Annotated in this window: 12 protein-coding genes; 6 read left to right on the forward strand and 6 right to left on the reverse strand. The window is 69.1% G+C overall.

Annotated features, from left to right (window positions below; genetic code table 11):
* Positions 1–205: 205 nt before the first annotated feature.
* Complete coding sequence (locus NIE111_RS15310) at positions 206–472, reverse strand: hypothetical protein (RefSeq protein WP_238685103.1); 267 nt, start codon at positions 470–472, stop codon at positions 206–208.
* 625 nt (positions 473–1,097) lie between these two features.
* Between NIE111_RS15310 and NIE111_RS15315 the strand changes: the two genes are divergently transcribed.
* The 3 genes from NIE111_RS15315 to NIE111_RS15325 all read left to right on the forward strand — a co-directional run bounded on the left by NIE111_RS15315 (position 1,098) and on the right by NIE111_RS15325 (position 3,832).
* A complete protein-coding gene (locus tag NIE111_RS15315) occupies positions 1,098–1,952 on the forward strand; it encodes a helix-turn-helix domain-containing protein (protein WP_238685027.1) in 855 nt (284 codons plus the stop codon).
* The gene (locus tag NIE111_RS15320) at positions 1,949–2,134 is read left to right on the forward strand and encodes a DUF397 domain-containing protein (protein ID WP_238685028.1); all 186 of its coding nucleotides are present in this window, start codon (positions 1,949–1,951) and stop codon (positions 2,132–2,134) included. Before NIE111_RS15315 ends, NIE111_RS15320 begins: the two co-directional genes overlap by 4 nt.
* 171 nt (positions 2,135–2,305) lie before the next feature.
* Positions 2,306–3,832 carry a gluconokinase gene (locus tag NIE111_RS15325; protein ID WP_238685029.1) on the forward strand — a complete coding sequence of 509 codons (1,527 nt, stop codon included), beginning with the start codon at positions 2,306–2,308 and terminating at the stop codon, positions 3,830–3,832.
* On the opposite strand, the gene NIE111_RS15330 is transcribed toward NIE111_RS15325, so the two are convergent.
* Genes NIE111_RS15330 through NIE111_RS15345 form a run of 4 tightly spaced genes read right to left on the reverse strand, consistent with a single transcriptional unit; the run spans position 3,810 to position 7,919 of the window.
* On the reverse strand, positions 3,810–4,700 hold the full coding sequence (locus NIE111_RS15330; RefSeq protein WP_238685030.1) for an ABC transporter permease: 891 nt from the start codon (positions 4,698–4,700) through the stop codon (positions 3,810–3,812). The two genes, NIE111_RS15325 and NIE111_RS15330, sit on opposite strands and share 23 nt — an antisense overlap.
* Positions 4,700–5,593, reverse strand: coding sequence for an ABC transporter permease (locus NIE111_RS15335; RefSeq protein WP_238685031.1), 894 nt, complete (start codon positions 5,591–5,593; stop codon positions 4,700–4,702). The genes NIE111_RS15330 and NIE111_RS15335 overlap by 1 nt, the downstream gene beginning before the upstream one ends.
* Positions 5,590–6,702 carry an ABC transporter ATP-binding protein gene (locus tag NIE111_RS15340; RefSeq protein WP_238685032.1) on the reverse strand — a complete coding sequence of 371 codons (1,113 nt, stop codon included), beginning with the start codon at positions 6,700–6,702 and terminating at the stop codon, positions 5,590–5,592. The genes NIE111_RS15335 and NIE111_RS15340 overlap by 4 nt, the downstream gene beginning before the upstream one ends.
* A complete protein-coding gene (locus NIE111_RS15345) occupies positions 6,699–7,919 on the reverse strand; it encodes an ABC transporter substrate-binding protein (protein WP_238685033.1) in 1,221 nt (406 codons plus the stop codon). The genes NIE111_RS15340 and NIE111_RS15345 overlap by 4 nt, the downstream gene beginning before the upstream one ends.
* A gap of 185 nt (positions 7,920–8,104) precedes the next feature.
* Between NIE111_RS15345 and NIE111_RS15350 the strand changes: the two genes are divergently transcribed.
* Positions 8,105–9,187: a LacI family DNA-binding transcriptional regulator gene (locus tag NIE111_RS15350; protein ID WP_238685034.1), complete on the forward strand. Its 1,083-nt coding sequence runs from the start codon at positions 8,105–8,107 to the stop codon at positions 9,185–9,187.
* A 147-nt stretch (positions 9,188–9,334) separates the two neighbouring features.
* Positions 9,335–12,796: an alpha-glucuronidase family glycosyl hydrolase gene (locus tag NIE111_RS15355; RefSeq protein WP_238685035.1), complete on the forward strand. Its 3,462-nt coding sequence runs from the start codon at positions 9,335–9,337 to the stop codon at positions 12,794–12,796.
* Between the two features lie 196 nt (positions 12,797–12,992).
* Here the strand turns inward: NIE111_RS15355 and NIE111_RS15360 are convergent, their stop codons facing one another.
* The gene (locus tag NIE111_RS15360) at positions 12,993–15,992 is read right to left on the reverse strand and encodes a glycoside hydrolase family 95 protein (RefSeq protein WP_238685036.1); all 3,000 of its coding nucleotides are present in this window, start codon (positions 15,990–15,992) and stop codon (positions 12,993–12,995) included.
* 454 nt (positions 15,993–16,446) lie between these two features.
* Here NIE111_RS15360 and NIE111_RS15365 point away from each other — a divergent pair, with 454 nt between their 5' ends.
* Positions 16,447–16,917: a hypothetical protein gene (locus NIE111_RS15365; protein ID WP_238685037.1), complete on the forward strand. Its 471-nt coding sequence runs from the start codon at positions 16,447–16,449 to the stop codon at positions 16,915–16,917.
* Positions 16,918–17,053 lie beyond the last annotated feature (136 nt).

The raw sequence follows: 17,053 nt of genomic DNA on the forward strand, positions 1-17,053 counted from the left end.
CGGTCGCTCATACACGCGGACCCGAGGCGGACAGGCTTGTCGCCGTGCAACGCACCCGCGACGCCCCGTGTTGACACCCCGCGTGTCAACCGCCGCGCGAGGAATCTAACTGATGTGGACGGTGGGTGTTGCCCGCTTGCGCCGTGGGTGCCGGCGGTTGTCGACCGGGCCACGCCGTGGAAGGAGATTTGGTGCAGCTGGCTTATTAGGCCATCATGCGCGAACCGGACCGCCGCGGTTGCGCACTCGCCGGGGCGGTTCGCCGTCGGATACGCAACCCGGCCCTCAAGACGTACAGCTCGCGCTTGGCCGTAGCCAGCCCCTTCGTGTCGAGCACGTACCCGGTGATCCAGATCCAGTCGTTGTACGGGTCGGTCTCGCCGATCGACACCAGACGCAGCATCAGGGCCCGATCCCCGGAGAACTGCACCGAGCAGGCCGACCCGATCAGCACGACGTCTCCCGCCTTCATGCCAGCCACCCGAGGAATCTGCGGTACACGGTGTCGGCGGGAGCCCAGGACATGTCCTCGATGGCTGCGGTGAGATGCGAGCCCATGTAGATCCTGAGGGCTGCGGGCGACGTGGCGTACTCCCCCCGCAGCTCCAAGCGGCGGGTGGGACATGGCCAAGGTCGCTCGCACGCCTCGCACAGCCACAGCGGAAGCACCGGCCCGTGTGTGGTCATCAGCTCTCACCCGGCCAGTGACCCCGGTTGATCGGGATCTTGTGTCTGATCCGACACGGCAGCTCGTTCCCGCACGTGCAGACGTTCCGCCACCTGATCCACGACCACACCGGCTTATGCCTGCGAGCCAGAGTCATCGCCACCGCCGCCAGGTACTCGCCGTAAGGCACGTGCCGGCTCATCCGCCCTCCCTCGTAGAGGTTGGCGGCAGCACGGCTACCCACAGTGACTCGACCACCACACCCAGCGCAATGGTTTACCGGTCAACGCGGATATGCAATATTACATTTTGGATGAAACATAAGAGCAGATTTCATCTTGATAGATTTCGTTGCTACGCGTGACCGATAGGAGTTACATATCGAGTGCAAGCTGCGCCCGGTATGTAGTCACGGATAAGGAGAGCGGCAGTGACGACAGACACCGGCTCTACAGTCCCGAGGCGACAGCTAGGGCGGTACCTGCGACAGCTTCGCGAGGAAGCCCGCGTGACGGTCAAGGCAGCAGCCGACGCGCTGGAGTGGTCGACACCGAAGATCTGGCGCATCGAGACCGGCGCTACTTCGATGAGATCGCTCGACGTAGAAGCGATGTGCAGAATCTACAGAGCGTCACCAGAACTGACCGAGGCTTTGATGGGCCTCGCCAAGGAGACGAAGGGGCGAGGCTGGTGGCACTCCTACGGTGACGCCATCCCCGAGTGGTTCGAGCTGTACGTGGGACTAGAAGCCGCAGCAGCTCGACTCCGGACGTACGAAGGGCAGCTTGTTCCCGGCCTGCTTCAGACCGAGAAGTACGCTACCCGCGTCTTACAGGTAGCCCGTCCAGACATCACCCGGGCGGAGATCGAGCGACGGCTAGCCGTGCGTCTCGGTCGTCAGGCGCTGCTGACGCGCTCGGCACCACCTGCGCCGCAGTTCGACGTTCTGCTCGAGGAGGCTGTCTTGCGGCGTGGGGTGGACGCTGAGCAACTGCAACACCTGATCAAGGTCAGCAGGCAGCCGAACGTCTCGCTGCGAGTAATTCCGTTAGCCGGGGGTCTGCACCGGGGCAACATGACCAGCGGCACGTTCACGATCCTCGAATTCGAGGGGGGAGCCGAGCCGTCGATCATCTACTCCGACAGCCTCACAGGTGCGCTCTACCTCGATAAGCCCGCCGAGGTCGCAGCGTACGGAGAGGCGTGGGACATCATGGAGAACCCCGCGCTGACCGAAGCGCAGTCTCGCAAACTCATGGCATCGATCGCAGAGGAACTAACATGACCACGCTCAACTGGAAGACGAGCACCCGCAGCAACGAGGGGAACTGCGTCGAGGTTGCCACGCCAACCCCGATGGTCATGGTCCGGGACTCCAAGGACCGGGAGGGACCGGTGCTGTCGTTCGGCGCGGGTCAGTGGGCCGGTTTCGTCCGGGGCATCAAGGGCGGCAGGTTCACCGTCTGACGTCGGTGCCGGGTGAGGTGAAGCGCTCGGTCTTCTTCGTCTTCGGCCTTCGGCCGGTCATGCGGATGGCCGCAACAACCATCGGCGCTAGTGTGCTGGGCTTCGTGCCACGACAGGACAACTGCGCGCAACAGCTTGCCGGCCCGGCGAACGCCGCTCGACCATGTGCGGATGGGGCCGGAGCGTCGGGTGATCGTCGGTGTCGACGTGGGCACCACTGCCGTGCGGGCTGTCGCGTTCGCACTGGACGGCACCGCACGACACGTCGCGACGCGGGAGTACCCACTGCTTGAACCGGTGCCCGGCTGGCAGGTGCAGAAGCCCGACGTGCTGATGGCGGCCACACTGGCGGCGATGTCCGCGTGTGTGGCCGGCACCGCCGGTGCGGAGGTGGTAGCCGTCGCTCTGAGCTCCGCCAGGTACGGCCTGATCGGGCTGGACGCGGCCATGACGCCGGTGACGCCACTGCTGACCCGGCGCGACACGCGGTCGTCGGAGGCGGCCCGTGAGTTGCGGTCCTCCGGCCAAAGCCGGGAGCTGCACCGGTTGACGGGCACACCCGTGCACCCGATGAACCCGCTCTGCAAGCTGCTGTGGTTCGCCCGCCACGAGCCGTATCTCTGCACGGCGACGCGATGGTGGATCGGCCTCAAGGACTACGTCGTCCATCGGCTCACCGGAATGTTGGTGACGGAGTTGTCCTCGGCATCCGGCACCGGAATGTTCGACGTGCACCGTCGGCTGTGGAGTCCCGCCGTACTCGATCTTGCCGGGGCGTCCGAGAGTCAGCTACCCCCGGTGCTGCCCACGACGGCGGTGTTGCGGTTGTCGCCGACGGCCGCGCGCGCGGTCGGCCTACCCTCCGGCACACCGGTGGTCGTCGGCGCGGGAGACGGCCCGTTGCGGAGTCTGGGCGCGGCGGCGATCGACCCCACAGTCGGTGGCCTGACGCTCGGGGCCACCGGGGCCCTGCGGACGGTCGTCGAGGCTCCCCTCACCGACCCGTCGGAGACCTTCTCCTGCGGTGCGTTGACCGACGACGCGTGGGTTGTCGGCGGTGCGCTCAGCAACGGCGGCAACGTCGTACGGTGGGCGGGACGCGTCCTCGGTGACGACGGTGCCGCGCTCGCGCTCCTGGAACTCGCCGAGCGGATCGCACCGGGCAGTGACGGTCTCGTGATGCTGCCCTACCTGCGGGCCGACGAGGCCCCGCCGCAGGGCTGCGCCCCGCCGGGCGCGTTCCTGGGCCTGCGCAGCGAGCACTCGCGTGGGCACCTGGTCCGGGCCGCGGTGGAGGGCGTCTGCCTGCAACTCGCTGGTGTCCGTGACCGGCTGGCCGAGCTGACGCCGATCCACAGCGTCCGCCTGACCGGTGGCGCCTTCGGGTCTCCGCTGTGGCGTGAGGTGATGGCTGCGGTGCTGGACTGTCCGGTCCGCGTCGCGGGTGTGGCCGACCAGGTCACCCTCGGCGCGGCGACCCTCGGGCTCTTCGCGATCGGTCACACCTCCGATCTTCAGCAGGCGGTCAGCCAGCTCGATCCCGGGGTCGCCGGCGGCGAGCCCGTCGCTGTGGACCCGGCTGTCGCCGCCGCCTATCGCGGTCTGCGGGCGAGGCTGCCCGCGCTCCTCAGCGTCGCGGGTCGCCTGGGCGAGATCCTCGACGCCGGCGCCGGCCTCAGTGCTCCGGTTCGTCCTTGACCCGCGCCACCAGTTGGGTCGGATTGACGTAGCGCAGCGCGACGACGAGGAGGACCAGCATCATCGAGGTGTAGATGACCGCCATGGCGTCGACCGACTGCTGAGCCCTGATCCCGGACGCGGACATCGAGTAGTAGAGCGCCACCACCAGGGTCTGCGAGTCCGGCCCCGCGGTCAGGAAGGTGAGCTCGAACATGCCCACGGTCCGCACCAGCACGAGGATCGCGGAGGCGAGGATGCCCGGCACGAGCAGCGGCGTGAGAACCCGGAGGAACACCGTGCGCAGGCCCGCGCCGCACATGCGCGCCGCGCTCTCGATCTTCGGGTCGATCTGCTCGATGAACGGGGTCATGGTCAGGATGACGAAGGGCACCGACGGCACGAGGTTGGCGAGCACCACCCCGGACATGTGCCCGGCCAGGCCGAACTTGTAGAGGACGGTCGCCAGCGGGATGCCGTAGGTGATCGGGGGCATCAGGATGGGCAGCAGGAACACCAGGAAGATCAGCCGTTTGCCCGGGAAGGAGCGCCGGGCGAGGGCGTAGGCGGCCGGCACGCCGATCACCAGCGAGAGACCCACGACGAGTACGGAGACCTCCAGCGTCACGACGATGACCTGGAGGAGCGCGAACTCGTCCCAGGCTCGGGCGTACCAGCTGGTGGTGTAGCCGTCCGGGAGCCAGGTGTCGAACCAGCGCTGGCCGAACGAGCTGACCAGCACGGACGCCACGACGCCCAGCAGGTTGAGGAAGAAGAAGATGACGACGCCCCACACGATCCAGGCGGCCGGGCGGGCGACGATGCGCCGCCGCCGGTCGGTGCTGGTGGCGGCGGGCCGCGCTGGTGGGGCCTGGGTGGTCGTTGCCATCAGCCCTTGCCTCCGGTGGAGCCGGTGTAGAAGCGGCTACGAGCGGCCAGCACCACAGCGATGATGACCAGCTCGACGAAGCCCATGATCATGGCGATCGCCGACGCGTACGGGTAGTCGTACTGCTCGTAGGCCGCCTGGTAGGCGGCGAGGGAGATGACCCGGGTCTCCCCGGCCGGGTTGCCGACCAGTACGGCAGACGGGAACACGCTGAACGCCAGGACGAACGTCAGGCAGAAGGTCGTGGCGAGGCCGGGCATCAGCAGCGGCAGGGTGATCCGGGTGAACCGGCGACGCCAGTCCGCGCCCAGCGTCGCGGCCGCGCGTTCCAGGGTCGGGTCGATGCCGGACAGGTACGAGAGCACCAGCAGGAACGCGAACGGAAAGCCGGTGATGACCAGCGAGAAGAACACGCCCCAGTAGTTGTGGGTCAGCCGCACCGGCTCGTCGACGAGGTTGCTGGCCAGCAGGATCCGGTTGAACCAGCCGGTCGGGCCGAGGAAGTTCAGCAACCCCTGTGCGGTGAGGACCGTGCCGAGCGTGATCGGCACTACCAGCAGCGTGGTGACCAGCCGCTTGCCCCGGAACCGGCCGCGCATCCGATAGGCGATCGGCACCGCGGCGAGGACGTTCAGGAGCGCGGCGGGCAACGCGATCCGCAGCGTGATCCAGATCGTGCCCCGCTCGTAGGAGTCGGAGAAGAACCGGGCGTAGTCGCTGAACGGCCCACCGTTGGTGGGTTGGAACGAGAGCGTCAGCCCGTAGAAGAACGGATAGAGGAACAGGGCGATGACGAAGACCAGGGCCGGGACCAGTAACCAGAGCTGACGGTCGACGCCCCGCTCGGCGAGACGGTGCTGCCAGTGCGCCAGCGGCCTCCCGGGCCCGCTCACCGGGTCGTCCCCGCAGCCTCCGGGAGGCGGTCGGTCTCCCGCGCCGCGTCGGCGGGATAGACGAGCAGCCGCTGCGGGTCGACGGCGAGCTTGACCTGGTCGCCCGGGGCGATCCGCTGCTCGGTCCGCAGGTGCAGCAGCAGCCCGGTGTCGGTGCGGGCCTCGGCCGCCAACTCGCGGCCCTGGTACTCCACCACCTCGACCGTCGCCGACATGGCGTTGCGGGTCTCGCCGGGGCCGTCGACGCGGATGTCCTCGGGGCGTACCGCGACCATGGCCTCCGCCCGGGGCTGAAGATCCCCCACCACCTCGCCGATCAGGCGGTGACCGGACGACTCGACGGTGGCGCGGGGCCCGTCGAGCTGCTCCACCTGCCCCCGCCACAGGTTGCGGTAGCCCATGAAGTCGGCGACGTGCCAGTTCGCCGGTCGGGTGTGCAGCTCACGCGGCGAGCCGATCTGCTGCACCCGCCCCTCCCGCAGCACCACGAGCCGGTCGGCCAGGGAGAGCGCCTCCTCCTGGTCGTGGGTCACGTAGACGGTGGTGAGCCCCAACGACTGGTGCAGCCGGCGGATCTCGGTCCGCATCTCCAGGCGCAGTTTGGCGTCGAGGTTGCTCAACGGCTCGTCCATCAACACCAGGGACGGCTCGAACACGACGGCGCGGGCGATGGCGACGCGTTGCTGCTGGCCACCCGAGAGCTGACCGGGCAGCTTGTCGACGTGGTCCTCCAGTCGTACCAGGCGCACCGCCTCCTCCGTACGCCGGCGCGTCTCCTCCTTGGGCAGCCGCCGCATCCGCAGCCCGAAGGCGATGTTCGCCCGGACCGTCAGGTGCGGAAAGAGGGCGTAGCTCTGGAACACCATGCCGAAGCCGCGCCGCTCCGGCGGGAGCGTGTCGATCCGGCGCTCGTCCTGCCAGATGCTCCCCTCCGTCAACGGCAGCAGCCCGGCCAGGCAGTTCAACGCCGTCGACTTGCCGCAGCCGGACGGGCCGAGCAGGGCGATGAACTCCCCCGCCTCGATCGTCAGGTCCAGTTCGGTGAGCGCGGCCTGGCCCCCGAATCGGCGGGACACCCCGTCCAGCCGCAGCTGGGTGAAGGCGCTCATCCCTGCTTGACCTTGCCGCCGCCGATCTCGCGGTCCCAGCGGCTGAACGCCGCCACCAGGCTCTTCGCGTCGAGCGGGACCTCGGTCGGGTTGCCGGCGATCAGCGCGTCGTACTCGGGGCGACCGAACTCCCGGATCGCGTCCTGGCTCTTCTGCGGCGCCGACGAGAGCTGGACCTCCTTGATGGCCGGGCCGGGGTAGAAGTACCCCTCGTCGTACGCCTTCGCCTGCTGTTCAGGGGTGAGCATGAACGCCAGCAGGGCCAGCACGGCGGCCTGGGTGTCGGTCGACACGCCCTTGGGCAGGACGGCGTAGTGCGCGTCGGTGACCCAGTGGAAGCCGTCGATCGGGGTGATCCTGGCCTCCTTGGGCACCGTGCCGAGCACCCGCGGGTTGATGTCCCAACCGGTCGTGCTGACGATCAGGTGCGCGGTGCCGTTGGCGAGGTTCTTCATCGTCTCGGTGGTGCCGGACGGGTAGTAGTCGACGTACTGGCCCAGTTCCTTGAGGAAGGCCCACGTCTTGTCCCAGCCGGCTGTGGGGTCCTTGGGGTTCGAGTCGCCCAGGATGTAGGGCAGACCCATCAGGAACGTGCGCCCCGGGCCGGAGTTGGCCGGCCGGGCGTACTGGAATTTGCGGGGGTTGGCTCTGGCCCAGGCGAGCAGCGCGTCCGCGCTGGTGGGTGGCGTCGCCAGGCGGGACGGCAGATATTCGAGCAGCGGACCCGACGGGTAGTAGGTGACGGTGACGCCCGCGTTGCCGGCGAGCTTCTGCATCGCGGCGGCCGGCTCCAGGTAGTTGCTCATGCCGCCGAGGCGGTCCTGGAAGGTCGGCAGCAGGTCGATCCAGAGCCCCTGCTCGATCCCGGCGGCCAGGCCGTCGACGCCGGTCAGCACGAGGCCGATGTCCACCCGGTCCGCCCCCTGCTGGGCCTTGATCTTCCCGGCCAGCTCGGGCGCCGGCGCCTTCGAGTAGGTCACCCGGGAGATCACGTCGGGGTTCTTCGAGACGAACTCGTCGATCATCCCCTGGGTCAGCTGGAGGTTGCCCGCCACGTCGAGGACGTTGAGCGTGACGGCCTTCCCGGGCCGCTGTGGCACCTCGCCGGTGCTGTCGCCAGTGTTGTCGCCGGGGGCCTCGGGTGCCCCGCACCCGACAGTGCCCACCAGGAGCGACGATGCCGTGACCAGGAGAGCGCCGCGCCGCGTGATACCCATGAGCCGTTCCCTCCGCCAGGTGTCATCAGTGCTGATTGAGGCAGCCGGCGCGCCGCGGCGGCAACGGGTTGCCATGTATTGCCTCGCGCGAATGTGATCGGACCGCTGGATTGTTGCGGGGGCATTGCCGAGTATTCACGGCCGCCATAGCATGATCACGGCGCCTAGCCGGGAGGAGCATGCAGATGCCCGACCACACCAGGCCGCCGGGAAGGCGAGTCACGATCTACGACGTCGCCCTCGATGCGGACGTCTCGCCGTCCACCGTGTCCCGCGCCTTCTCCCGACCGAGTCGGGTCAACTCCGAGACCGCCGAACGGATCCGGCAGGTCGCCGAGCGGTTGGGCTACCGGACCAACCCTCTCGCTCGCGCCCTCACCACGTCGCGGACGCAGATGATCGCGCTGGTCATCGCCGACATCACCAACCCGGTGTACGCCGAGATCGTGCGCGGCGCGCAGGAGGTGGCGGCCGACGGCGAGTACACCACGGTGCTGATCGACGCCCAGGAGTCCGACCGGCTGGAACGGGCGGCGGTCGAACGCACCATGTCGACAGTCGACGGCATCGTGCTGGCCAGCAGCCGGATGTCCGACTCGGCCATCCGGATGGTCGCCAAGCAGCGGCCGGTGGTGGTCCTCAACCGCGCCCTCGCCGACGTGCCGTGCGTCGTCACTGACGACCCGCGCGGCGTGCGGCGGGCCGCCGAGCACCTCGGCGAGTTGGGACACGACCACATCACCTACGTCGCGGGGCCGCAGGCGTCCTGGCCCAACGGTGTGCGCTGGCGCTCGCTGCTCGAAGCCGGCATGGAGTTGGAGATCAAGGTTCGCCAGATCGGGCCGTTCAGCCCCACCCTGGCCGGCGGTGAGCGGGCCGCTCAGGAGCTGTGCGCGCGTCCCGCGACGGCGGTCCTGGCCTTCAACGACCAGATGGCCATCGGGATCATCCGCGGTCTCAGCCGGATGGGCGTCAACGTTCCGGGCGACGTCAGCGTCGTGGGCTTCGACAATATCCTCGCCGCCGACATCGTCACCCCCGGGCTCACCACCGTCGCGGCACCGCTCTACGCGGAGGGCTCGGCCGCTACCCGGCACCTGCTCACGATGATCGAGGGAGCGCCCGGGCACACCGGCCGGCCGATGGTCCTGCCGGTACGCCTCGTGGTCCGCGACTCGACGGCCGCGCGCAACCCGAGCCCCGGTCGGGCCCGACCGGGGTGGGTGCGGCAGCGGCCCGTTCCGGGCCCGGCGGTCCGCCTGCCGTGAGGGCCGCGCGGCCCCGCGACAAGAAACGACAACTCGTTGCCGGGGCGGAGCCACGCCGGGAAGGATCGACGCGCATCCATCCAGCAACGTCGTTGCGCTCGCGGGACGGGCCGAACGGCGTCCCAGCGAACGAACGAGGAGATGGCGATGAACCGAGCTTCGGTACCCCGGCTACGGCGAACCCTCATCGTGCTGGGCACGGCACTGGCCACCGTCGCGGCCACCCTCACCGTCGCCACCACCACGCCGGTCGCCGCGGCCCCGTCGCCGGACGACTACAACGGCTCCGACCTGTGGCTGCGGTACGTGCCGGTCGACGACGCGAAGCTGCTGCGTGACTACCGCAGCGCGGTCACGGCGATCGTGGTCGAGAACGCCGACGCCACGAAGGTCCACCGGCACACGACGGACCTCGCCATGGCCCCCGGTTCGAGCGAGAAGCTCGTCGAGACCACGCTGGGCGCCGCCCGGGACGAACTGGTCCGCGGTCTGGGCGGGCTGCTCGGCCAACCGACACCCACGGCGACTGTCGACGGCGGCACGGTCCCCGACGGCGCGGTAGTGGTGGGCACGCCGACGAGTTCGCCGCTGGTGGGCCGCACCATCGCGACCCGCGACCTGGCCAAAGTGGGCGACGAGGGCTACCTCGTCCGGTCGGTGTCGAGGGGCGGGGCACGCTTCACCGTCATCGCCGGCAACAGCGACCTCGGCGCGCTGTACGGCACCTTCGCCTTCCTCCGGCTGCTGCAGACCCAGAAACCCATCGACCACCTCCGCGTCGCGGAGTCACCGAAGATCAAGCATCGGTTGCTGAACAACTGGGAGACCGAACGTCTCTACGCGGGCAACAACGCCTCCGGAATCGGCGGGCTGAACGGGGAGAGCGGGGCGATCTTCAACTTCGCCGCCACCGGTGCCAGCGCCGGCCGGAACCTGCCCGTCATCCTCGACCGCTACCTCGTCATGGCCCGCGCGTTGGCGTCGCTGGGCATCAACGGCATCACCATCAACAACGTCAACGCCGACAACGCGTACCTGACGAGCACCCGCATCGCGCAGGAGGCGGCCCTCGCCGACGCGCTGCGTCCGTACGGGATCAAGCTGGGCCTGTCGATCCGCTACACCGCGCCCACCGACAGCCGGTTCGCCCCCGACACGCTGACCAACAGCCAACTCGATCCGTACGGCGCGGATTTCCGGGGCTGGTGGCACCGCCGGGCCCAGCAGATCCAGGCCGCGATCCCGGACTTCATGGGCCTCACCGTCAAGGCCAACTCCGAGGGCCAGCCGGGGCCACAGGACTTCGGGTACGACCACGGTGACGGCGCCAACGCCATCGCCGCCGCGGTGGCGCCGCTCGGGATGACGGTGCACTGGCGGACGTTCGTCTACAACGCCGAGGTCGACAACGACCGACTCAAGCGGGCCTACCTGGAGTTCGGGCCGATCGACGACGAGGTCCAGCCGGACGGCAGCCGGGGGCGCTTCGCCGACAACGTGTTCCTCCAGACCAAGAACGGGCCACTGGACTTCCAGGCCCGGGAGCCCATCCACCCGATGTTCGGCCGGATGGAGAACACCAACCAGGCCCTGGAACTCCAGATCACGCAGGAGTACACCGGCCAGAACTGGATGCTGGCCTACCTCGGCCCGATGTACGAGGAGATCCTCAAGACCGACACGTACGCGACCGACGCGAACGGGCAGCTGCTCAAGAAGCGCCTGGTCGGCAACATCGTCGACGGGACCGCCCAGCACCACCCGGACACCGCCATCGTGGGTGTCGCCAACCTCGGCAACGCGGACAACCTGACCGGGCACCACTTCGCCCAGGCGAACCTCTTCGCCTTCGGACGTCAGGCGTGGGACTGGACGCTGGAGTCGGCGGACATCGCGACCGACTGGACGCGGATGACCTGGAGCAACGACCGGCGCGTCGTCGACACCATCCACCGGATGATGATGGGCTCGTGGGAGTCGCTGGTGAGCTACCAGACGCCGCTGGGCATCGGCCACCAGTTCGCCGAGGGCGTCCACTACCGCCCCGACCCCGCCGACTGGGCGGGCCGCGACGACTGGAGCCCGATCTACTACAACAAGGCCGACAGCGTCGGTCTGGGCTTCGACCGCTCCCCCACCGGCAGCAACCTGGCCGCCCAGTACTTCCCCCGGCTGCAGCAGCGCTACGGGAACATCAAATCGGTCCCGGAGAACCTGCTGATGTGGTTCCACCACGTGCCGTGGGGCCATCGGATGGACAGCGGCCGGACGTTCTGGGACGAGCTGGTCTACCGCTACCAGATGGGCGTGCAGTACGTGACCTGGATGCGGGAGACCTGGGACGCGCTCCAACCCGACATCGACGCACGCCGGTTCGCCGAGGTACGCGCCAAGCTGGCGGTGCACGAGGCGGACGCCGCCGACTGGCGGGACACCTCGGTGAACTACTGGAAGGAGTTCAGCGGGCGGGACATCCCCGTCGACGACGCGCCGCTGTCGGCGACGATCGTGGTGAACGGGAAGAGGTTCGGCGGCTTCAACCTGTCGGACGCCTCGTACACCATTCCGGTGCCGGCCGGGGCGTCGCCGACCATCACCAAGGTGCGCACGGCCGACCGGAAGGCCCGCTACGAGATCATCTCCCAGGCCGCCGGCGTACCCGGTCAGGCGGTCGTCAAGGTCACGACCGAGAGCTTCTTCGGCCCCCTGGTGAAGAACTACGTCTTCAACCTGGTGCCCGACACGACGCTGACGGCAGTGCGCGTCAACGGCACACGTCTGGCGTCCTTCGCGCCGACGGTGCTGCGCTACAACGCCCTCACGCCGGCCGGCACCACTACCGTGCCGACGGTCACCGCCAGCGCCGCCGACTCCGCCGCCAGTGTCGCTGTCGAGCAGGCGACGAGCCCCACCGGGCAGGCTCGGGTCACCGTCACCAACGGCGGCGCCTCGTCGGTCTACACAGTTGACCTGAACACCACCATCACCGGCAGCGACGAGTTCGCCTCGGCCCAGCTCGGCCCGCAGTGGCAGTGGGTCCGGCCGGATGAGAGCAGCCGGCGTCTGGCCGACGGGTCCCTGGTCATCACGGCCCAGCAGGGCGACCTCCAGGGCAACGCCAACACCGCCAGGAACCTGGCCCTGCAGGACGTCGACGGCGACTGGACCGCCGAGTCCCGGGTCGTCTTCTCCCGCCCACTGGCCGCCAACAACGAGCAGGGCGGTCTGCTCGGGTACGCGGATGACAACAACTACGTGAAGCTCGCCTGGGAGATGGGCAACGCCACCGCGGCGGTCAACAAGACCCGGATCGTCTTCCTGCGCGAGCAGAACGGCACGGCGTCCACCTTGGAGATCACCGGAGCCGACGCCCAGCGCATCGTCGGGGCCGACGGCGCCATCTGGCTACGACTGACCAAGATCGGGGACAGCTACCGCGCCTACTACTCCACCGACGGAAGCGTGTACCGCTACGTCGGCTCCACCACGCTGAACGTCGAGCCGACGAAGGCCGGGCTGCTGGCCTTCAACCGGGCCGGCACCTCCACCGACCTCGACGTCGCCTTCGACTACTTCCGGATCGAGAGCCGCGGCGAGCGCATCCGCTGAACCAGCACGTCGATGTGCTGTTGAGCGGTATACCTCAGAGTCATAGTCATACCTCTGAGGTATACCGCTCAATACCGCGTCCGCCCGACGACGGCGACCGACGGTCAGGACCACCGCAGCACCGCAAGCCGCGACCGGGCCCGTCCCCCAGTGGGGACGGGCCCGGTCGTGCTCCCCCGAGCAGGATTCGTTGCCGTCAGCCCCCGATCGCGATGGCGAAGATGTGCATGGTCGGCACGTTCGTGGCGGGCCGGGCGCTGATGTTGGGCAGCACGACCGAGGCCACCGCCTTGCTCTGCAACGCGACACCCACGTAGTAGACGCAGGCCGCTGTGGCCTGACGGCCGTTGTTGGGCCGGTTCTGGTACGCGGACACGATGGCCGCGGTGCCCCCGGAGTGCGGCCCGCCGTACCAGTCCGGCGTGCTCAACGTGAACGTCTGGCGGGTGCCGTCGGCGTAGACCACGGTGCCTGTTCCCGACACCGCGCCGTAGGTGCCGGTCAGCAGGAAGCCGAGCGTGCTGCCGGTGCCGGTCACGCCGATGGTCTGGCCCGAGGCGATGGCGTTGTCGGCGGCCCCGGAGCTGACGTTGGGCCAGCGGAAGTTGACCCCGTTGCGGCTCACCGTGCCACCCGGGCTGGCACCGGCCTGCGCCAGGGCCTGCGCGGAGAGCGAGGCCCCGCCGCCGTCGAAGTTCCCGACGTTGGTGTTGCTGTCGCTGGTGATGCCGACGTTGCTGAAGCTCTGCTCCAGCGTCGGCGTGGTGGCACCGGAACTGGTGACCCGGTAGGTGCGTCCGGCCTGCACTGTGACGTCGATCAGGTCGGACTCGATCCGGGTGGTCCGGGCCGCCGTACCGTCGGCGGTGTCGACCACAGTGACGGTGCCGGTCAGGATCCGGGAGCGCAGGCGGACGGTGCCGGCCCGGTCCGGCCGGATGAGGATCTCGGTGGCCACACCGCTCGCCCAGGTGATGCCGACGGTGTGCCCACCCCGACCGCGCAGGCCGGTCACCCGCCCACTCGGCCAGGCCGGCGGCAGCGCGGGCAGGACGTGCAACTCGCCGGTGTGGCTCTGCAACAGCATCTCGGCGATTCCGGCGGTGGCGCCGAAGTTGCCGTCGATCTGGAACGGCGGGTGCAGGTCGAACATGTTCGGCGCGAGCCGCGCGGTGGTGGCGAGGTAGCGGATCAGGTCGTGGGCCCGCTTGCCCTCCTCCATCCGAGCCCAGAAGTTGATTTTCCAGGCCAGCGACCAGCCCGTGCCGTCGTCGCCGCGCAGCGCCAGGGTCCGTCGGGCGGCCTCGAACAGCTGCGGGGTGCCGCGCTTGGTGATCTGGTTGCTGGGGGCCAGACCGTAGAGGTGCGAGATGTGCCGGTGGTTGGGCTCGGTCTCCACCCAGTCGTAGAGCCACTCCATGATGTTGCCGCGCGAGCCGACCTTCATCGGCGGGAGCCGGTCCCGGGTGGCGCGAACCTGCGCGCGGAAGGTGCTGTCCACGTTGAGGATCTCGCTGGCCCGGGCGCAGGCGTCGAACAGGTCCCGCAGGATCTGGTTGTCCATTGTCGGCCCGGCGCACACGCTGGCGTTCGCGTGGTGGCTCAGCTCCGGCGAGTTCGACGGGTTGGTCACCAGGTAACCGAGGGTCGGCTCGGTCACCAGGGTGTTGAGGAAGAACTGCGCCGCGCCCTTCATGGCCGGGTAGTTCGTGCGCAGGAACTCGATGTCGCCGTTGAACAGGTAGTGGTCCCAGATCAACGTGGACAGCCAGGCGCCGCCGGTCTGCCACATGCCCCAGAACGCGCCGTCCACCACAGCGGTGGCCCGCCACGCGTCGGTGTTGTGGTGGGTGACCCAGCCGCTGGCAGCGCCGTACTGCACCTGGGCGGTCCGCGCTCCGGCGACGGCGAGATCCCTGACCATGTCGAAGACCGGGTTGTGGCACTCGGCCAGGTTCGTGGTGTTGGCCGGCCAGTAGTTCATCGGCAGGTTGGCGTTGATCGTGTATTTCGAGTCCCACGCCGGGGCCAGCGAGTCGTTCCAGATGCCCTGGAGGTTGGCCGGCTGGGTGCCGGGCCGCGACGACGAGATCAGCAGGTAGCGCCCGTACTGGAACAGCAGCGTGGAGAACTGCGGGTCGTTGACGCTGTTGTGCTGGGCGATCCGGACATCCGTCGTCTGGTCGGCCGCGGACGTGCGGCCCAGATCGAGAGTGACCCGGCCGAACAGCGCCTGGTAGTCGGCCACGTGCCGGCTGCGCAACTGGTCGTAGCTGCTGGCCCGCGCGGCGGTGAGGCGCTGCCGGGCGATGCCCTGGTAGTCGCCGCCGACGTTGCGGTAGTTGACGTAGCTGGAGCCGATGGAGATCAGCAGGGTCACGCTGTTGGCGTTTGTCACCCGCAGGGTGCCGCCGGAGCTGGACACGCTGCCGCCGCTGACTGTCGCGTTGGCCAGGGCCAGGAAGCGGACCGCACCGGTGACGCCCTCCATGTTCCCGGAGACGCCGTCGAGGCCGATCGTGGTGCCGTCCGGGCTGGACACCGTTGTGCGCTGCGGGCTGTCGAAGGTGGCGGTGAAGCTGATCGAGCCGGTCCGGTCGGCGGTCAGTCGCATCGCGATGACCTGGTCGGGCGCGCTGGCGAACACCTCCCGCTGGTGACGAACCCCGTTCAGCACGTACGAGGTCGTGACGGTGGCGGTGGTGAGGTCGAGCGTCCGGTCGTACTGTGACGCTCCGCTGGCGGAACCGAAGGCGAGCCGGAGATTGCCGACGGTCTGGTAGGCAAGCTGGCCGCCGGGGTTGCCCATCATGGTCTGGTTGATCAGATCCTGGGCCTGGGTCCACTGGTTCGCGTTGACCAACCGGCGGATCTCCGCGAGTGCTCCCGCGCCTCTGGGGTTGCTGGGATCGTGCGGCCCACCGGCCCAGACGGTGTCCTCATTGAGCTGAAGTCGCTCGGTGTCGACGTTGCCGTAGACCATGGCGCCGAGCCGGCCGTTGCCGATCGGCAGCGCCCGCAGCCAGTCGCTCCCGGCCCCTTCGTCGTACCAGAGGGCGAGGTCCCCGGCGGCCAACACCTGTGGCGGTGCCGCCGAATCCGCTCGTGCCACGGCGGTCCAGGGCACCGGCAGGAGAGCACCGCCCGCGCCGGCCGCGCCGACCTTGAGGGCCTGCCGTCGGGTCAGGTCTGACATCGATCCTCCAAACGGTGACCAGTCCGGCCACCCCGAAGCGTGACAACTATGGGACTCGACATGGGGATCCGCTTGGTGGCGCCAACCGGGACCCTGCCTGAGCAGGCCGACGCCGGGCTTTGGCGAGCCAGACATCTGATGTGTTTCGGGAAGGTTACTCCGGGGCCACAGAATAGGCAACGGTCGATCGATGGACAGGGGTGGCACGGCTCTGGCCGGTCAGCGGAGCGAACGGGCGGGTGAGCAGCGGCGGCCCGACGCGGCACAGCACGGCGACCCGCCAGAATCACGCCGACGACCACCCAGCCAGACGGACATACATCAGATGTACGAAGGAGGGCATCCGAGCTGGCCGTTGCACCAGCATCCGTGGGCGCCCCGAAGCGGCAGCGCAACCCCGGCGGGTCCACGGACATGTAGTGGGAAACCCGATCGATGTCTCACCGGAGGAACGATGACCCTGACCGCGCTCCGCGCCCTCCTGCCCGTCGCCGCGCTGGCCGGCCTGGCGGCCTGCACCACCCCCTCCCCCGCTCCCGTCGCCGGGGCGAGCAGCACGCCACCTGCCAGCGCCACGCCCGCCTCGCCCGCGACGCCGTCCACCGCCGTCACCGCCTCGCCGACCCGCAGCACGTCGTCTGGCACCGCCACCCCGACCGCCTGTCCGGTGAGCGCCGCCACCCTGCAACGCGCATCGGGGCTGAGCAACGCCCTACGGATCGATCCCGCTCACATCAAGTGCGCGAGGCAGTGGGCCACGGCCGGTGTGATCGCCGTCGACCCCGGGATGCAGGGCGACGGTGTGCTGCTGTTCAAGCACTCGGACGGCAGATGGCAGAAGCTGGGCGAAGGCAGCGCACTCGAATGCACCCCGTTCGGCATCCCGACGGAGATCGGCGACCAGGTCGGTTGCCGCGACCACTGAGCAGGTGGCGTCGACGCGCCCGGCCGGCAGCGAGCACAGGGCGTCCGCGATGGTCTGCACACCGGAGCGCACATCGCGGACTGCGACTCCCGTACGCAATCGGGTTGTTCTCTGCCGGCGCACGGGTGACCATGGG

It is taken from the genome of Micromonospora hortensis (genome assembly GCF_022230935.1).
Taxonomy (GTDB): Bacteria; Actinomycetota; Actinomycetes; order Mycobacteriales; family Micromonosporaceae; genus Micromonospora; species Micromonospora hortensis.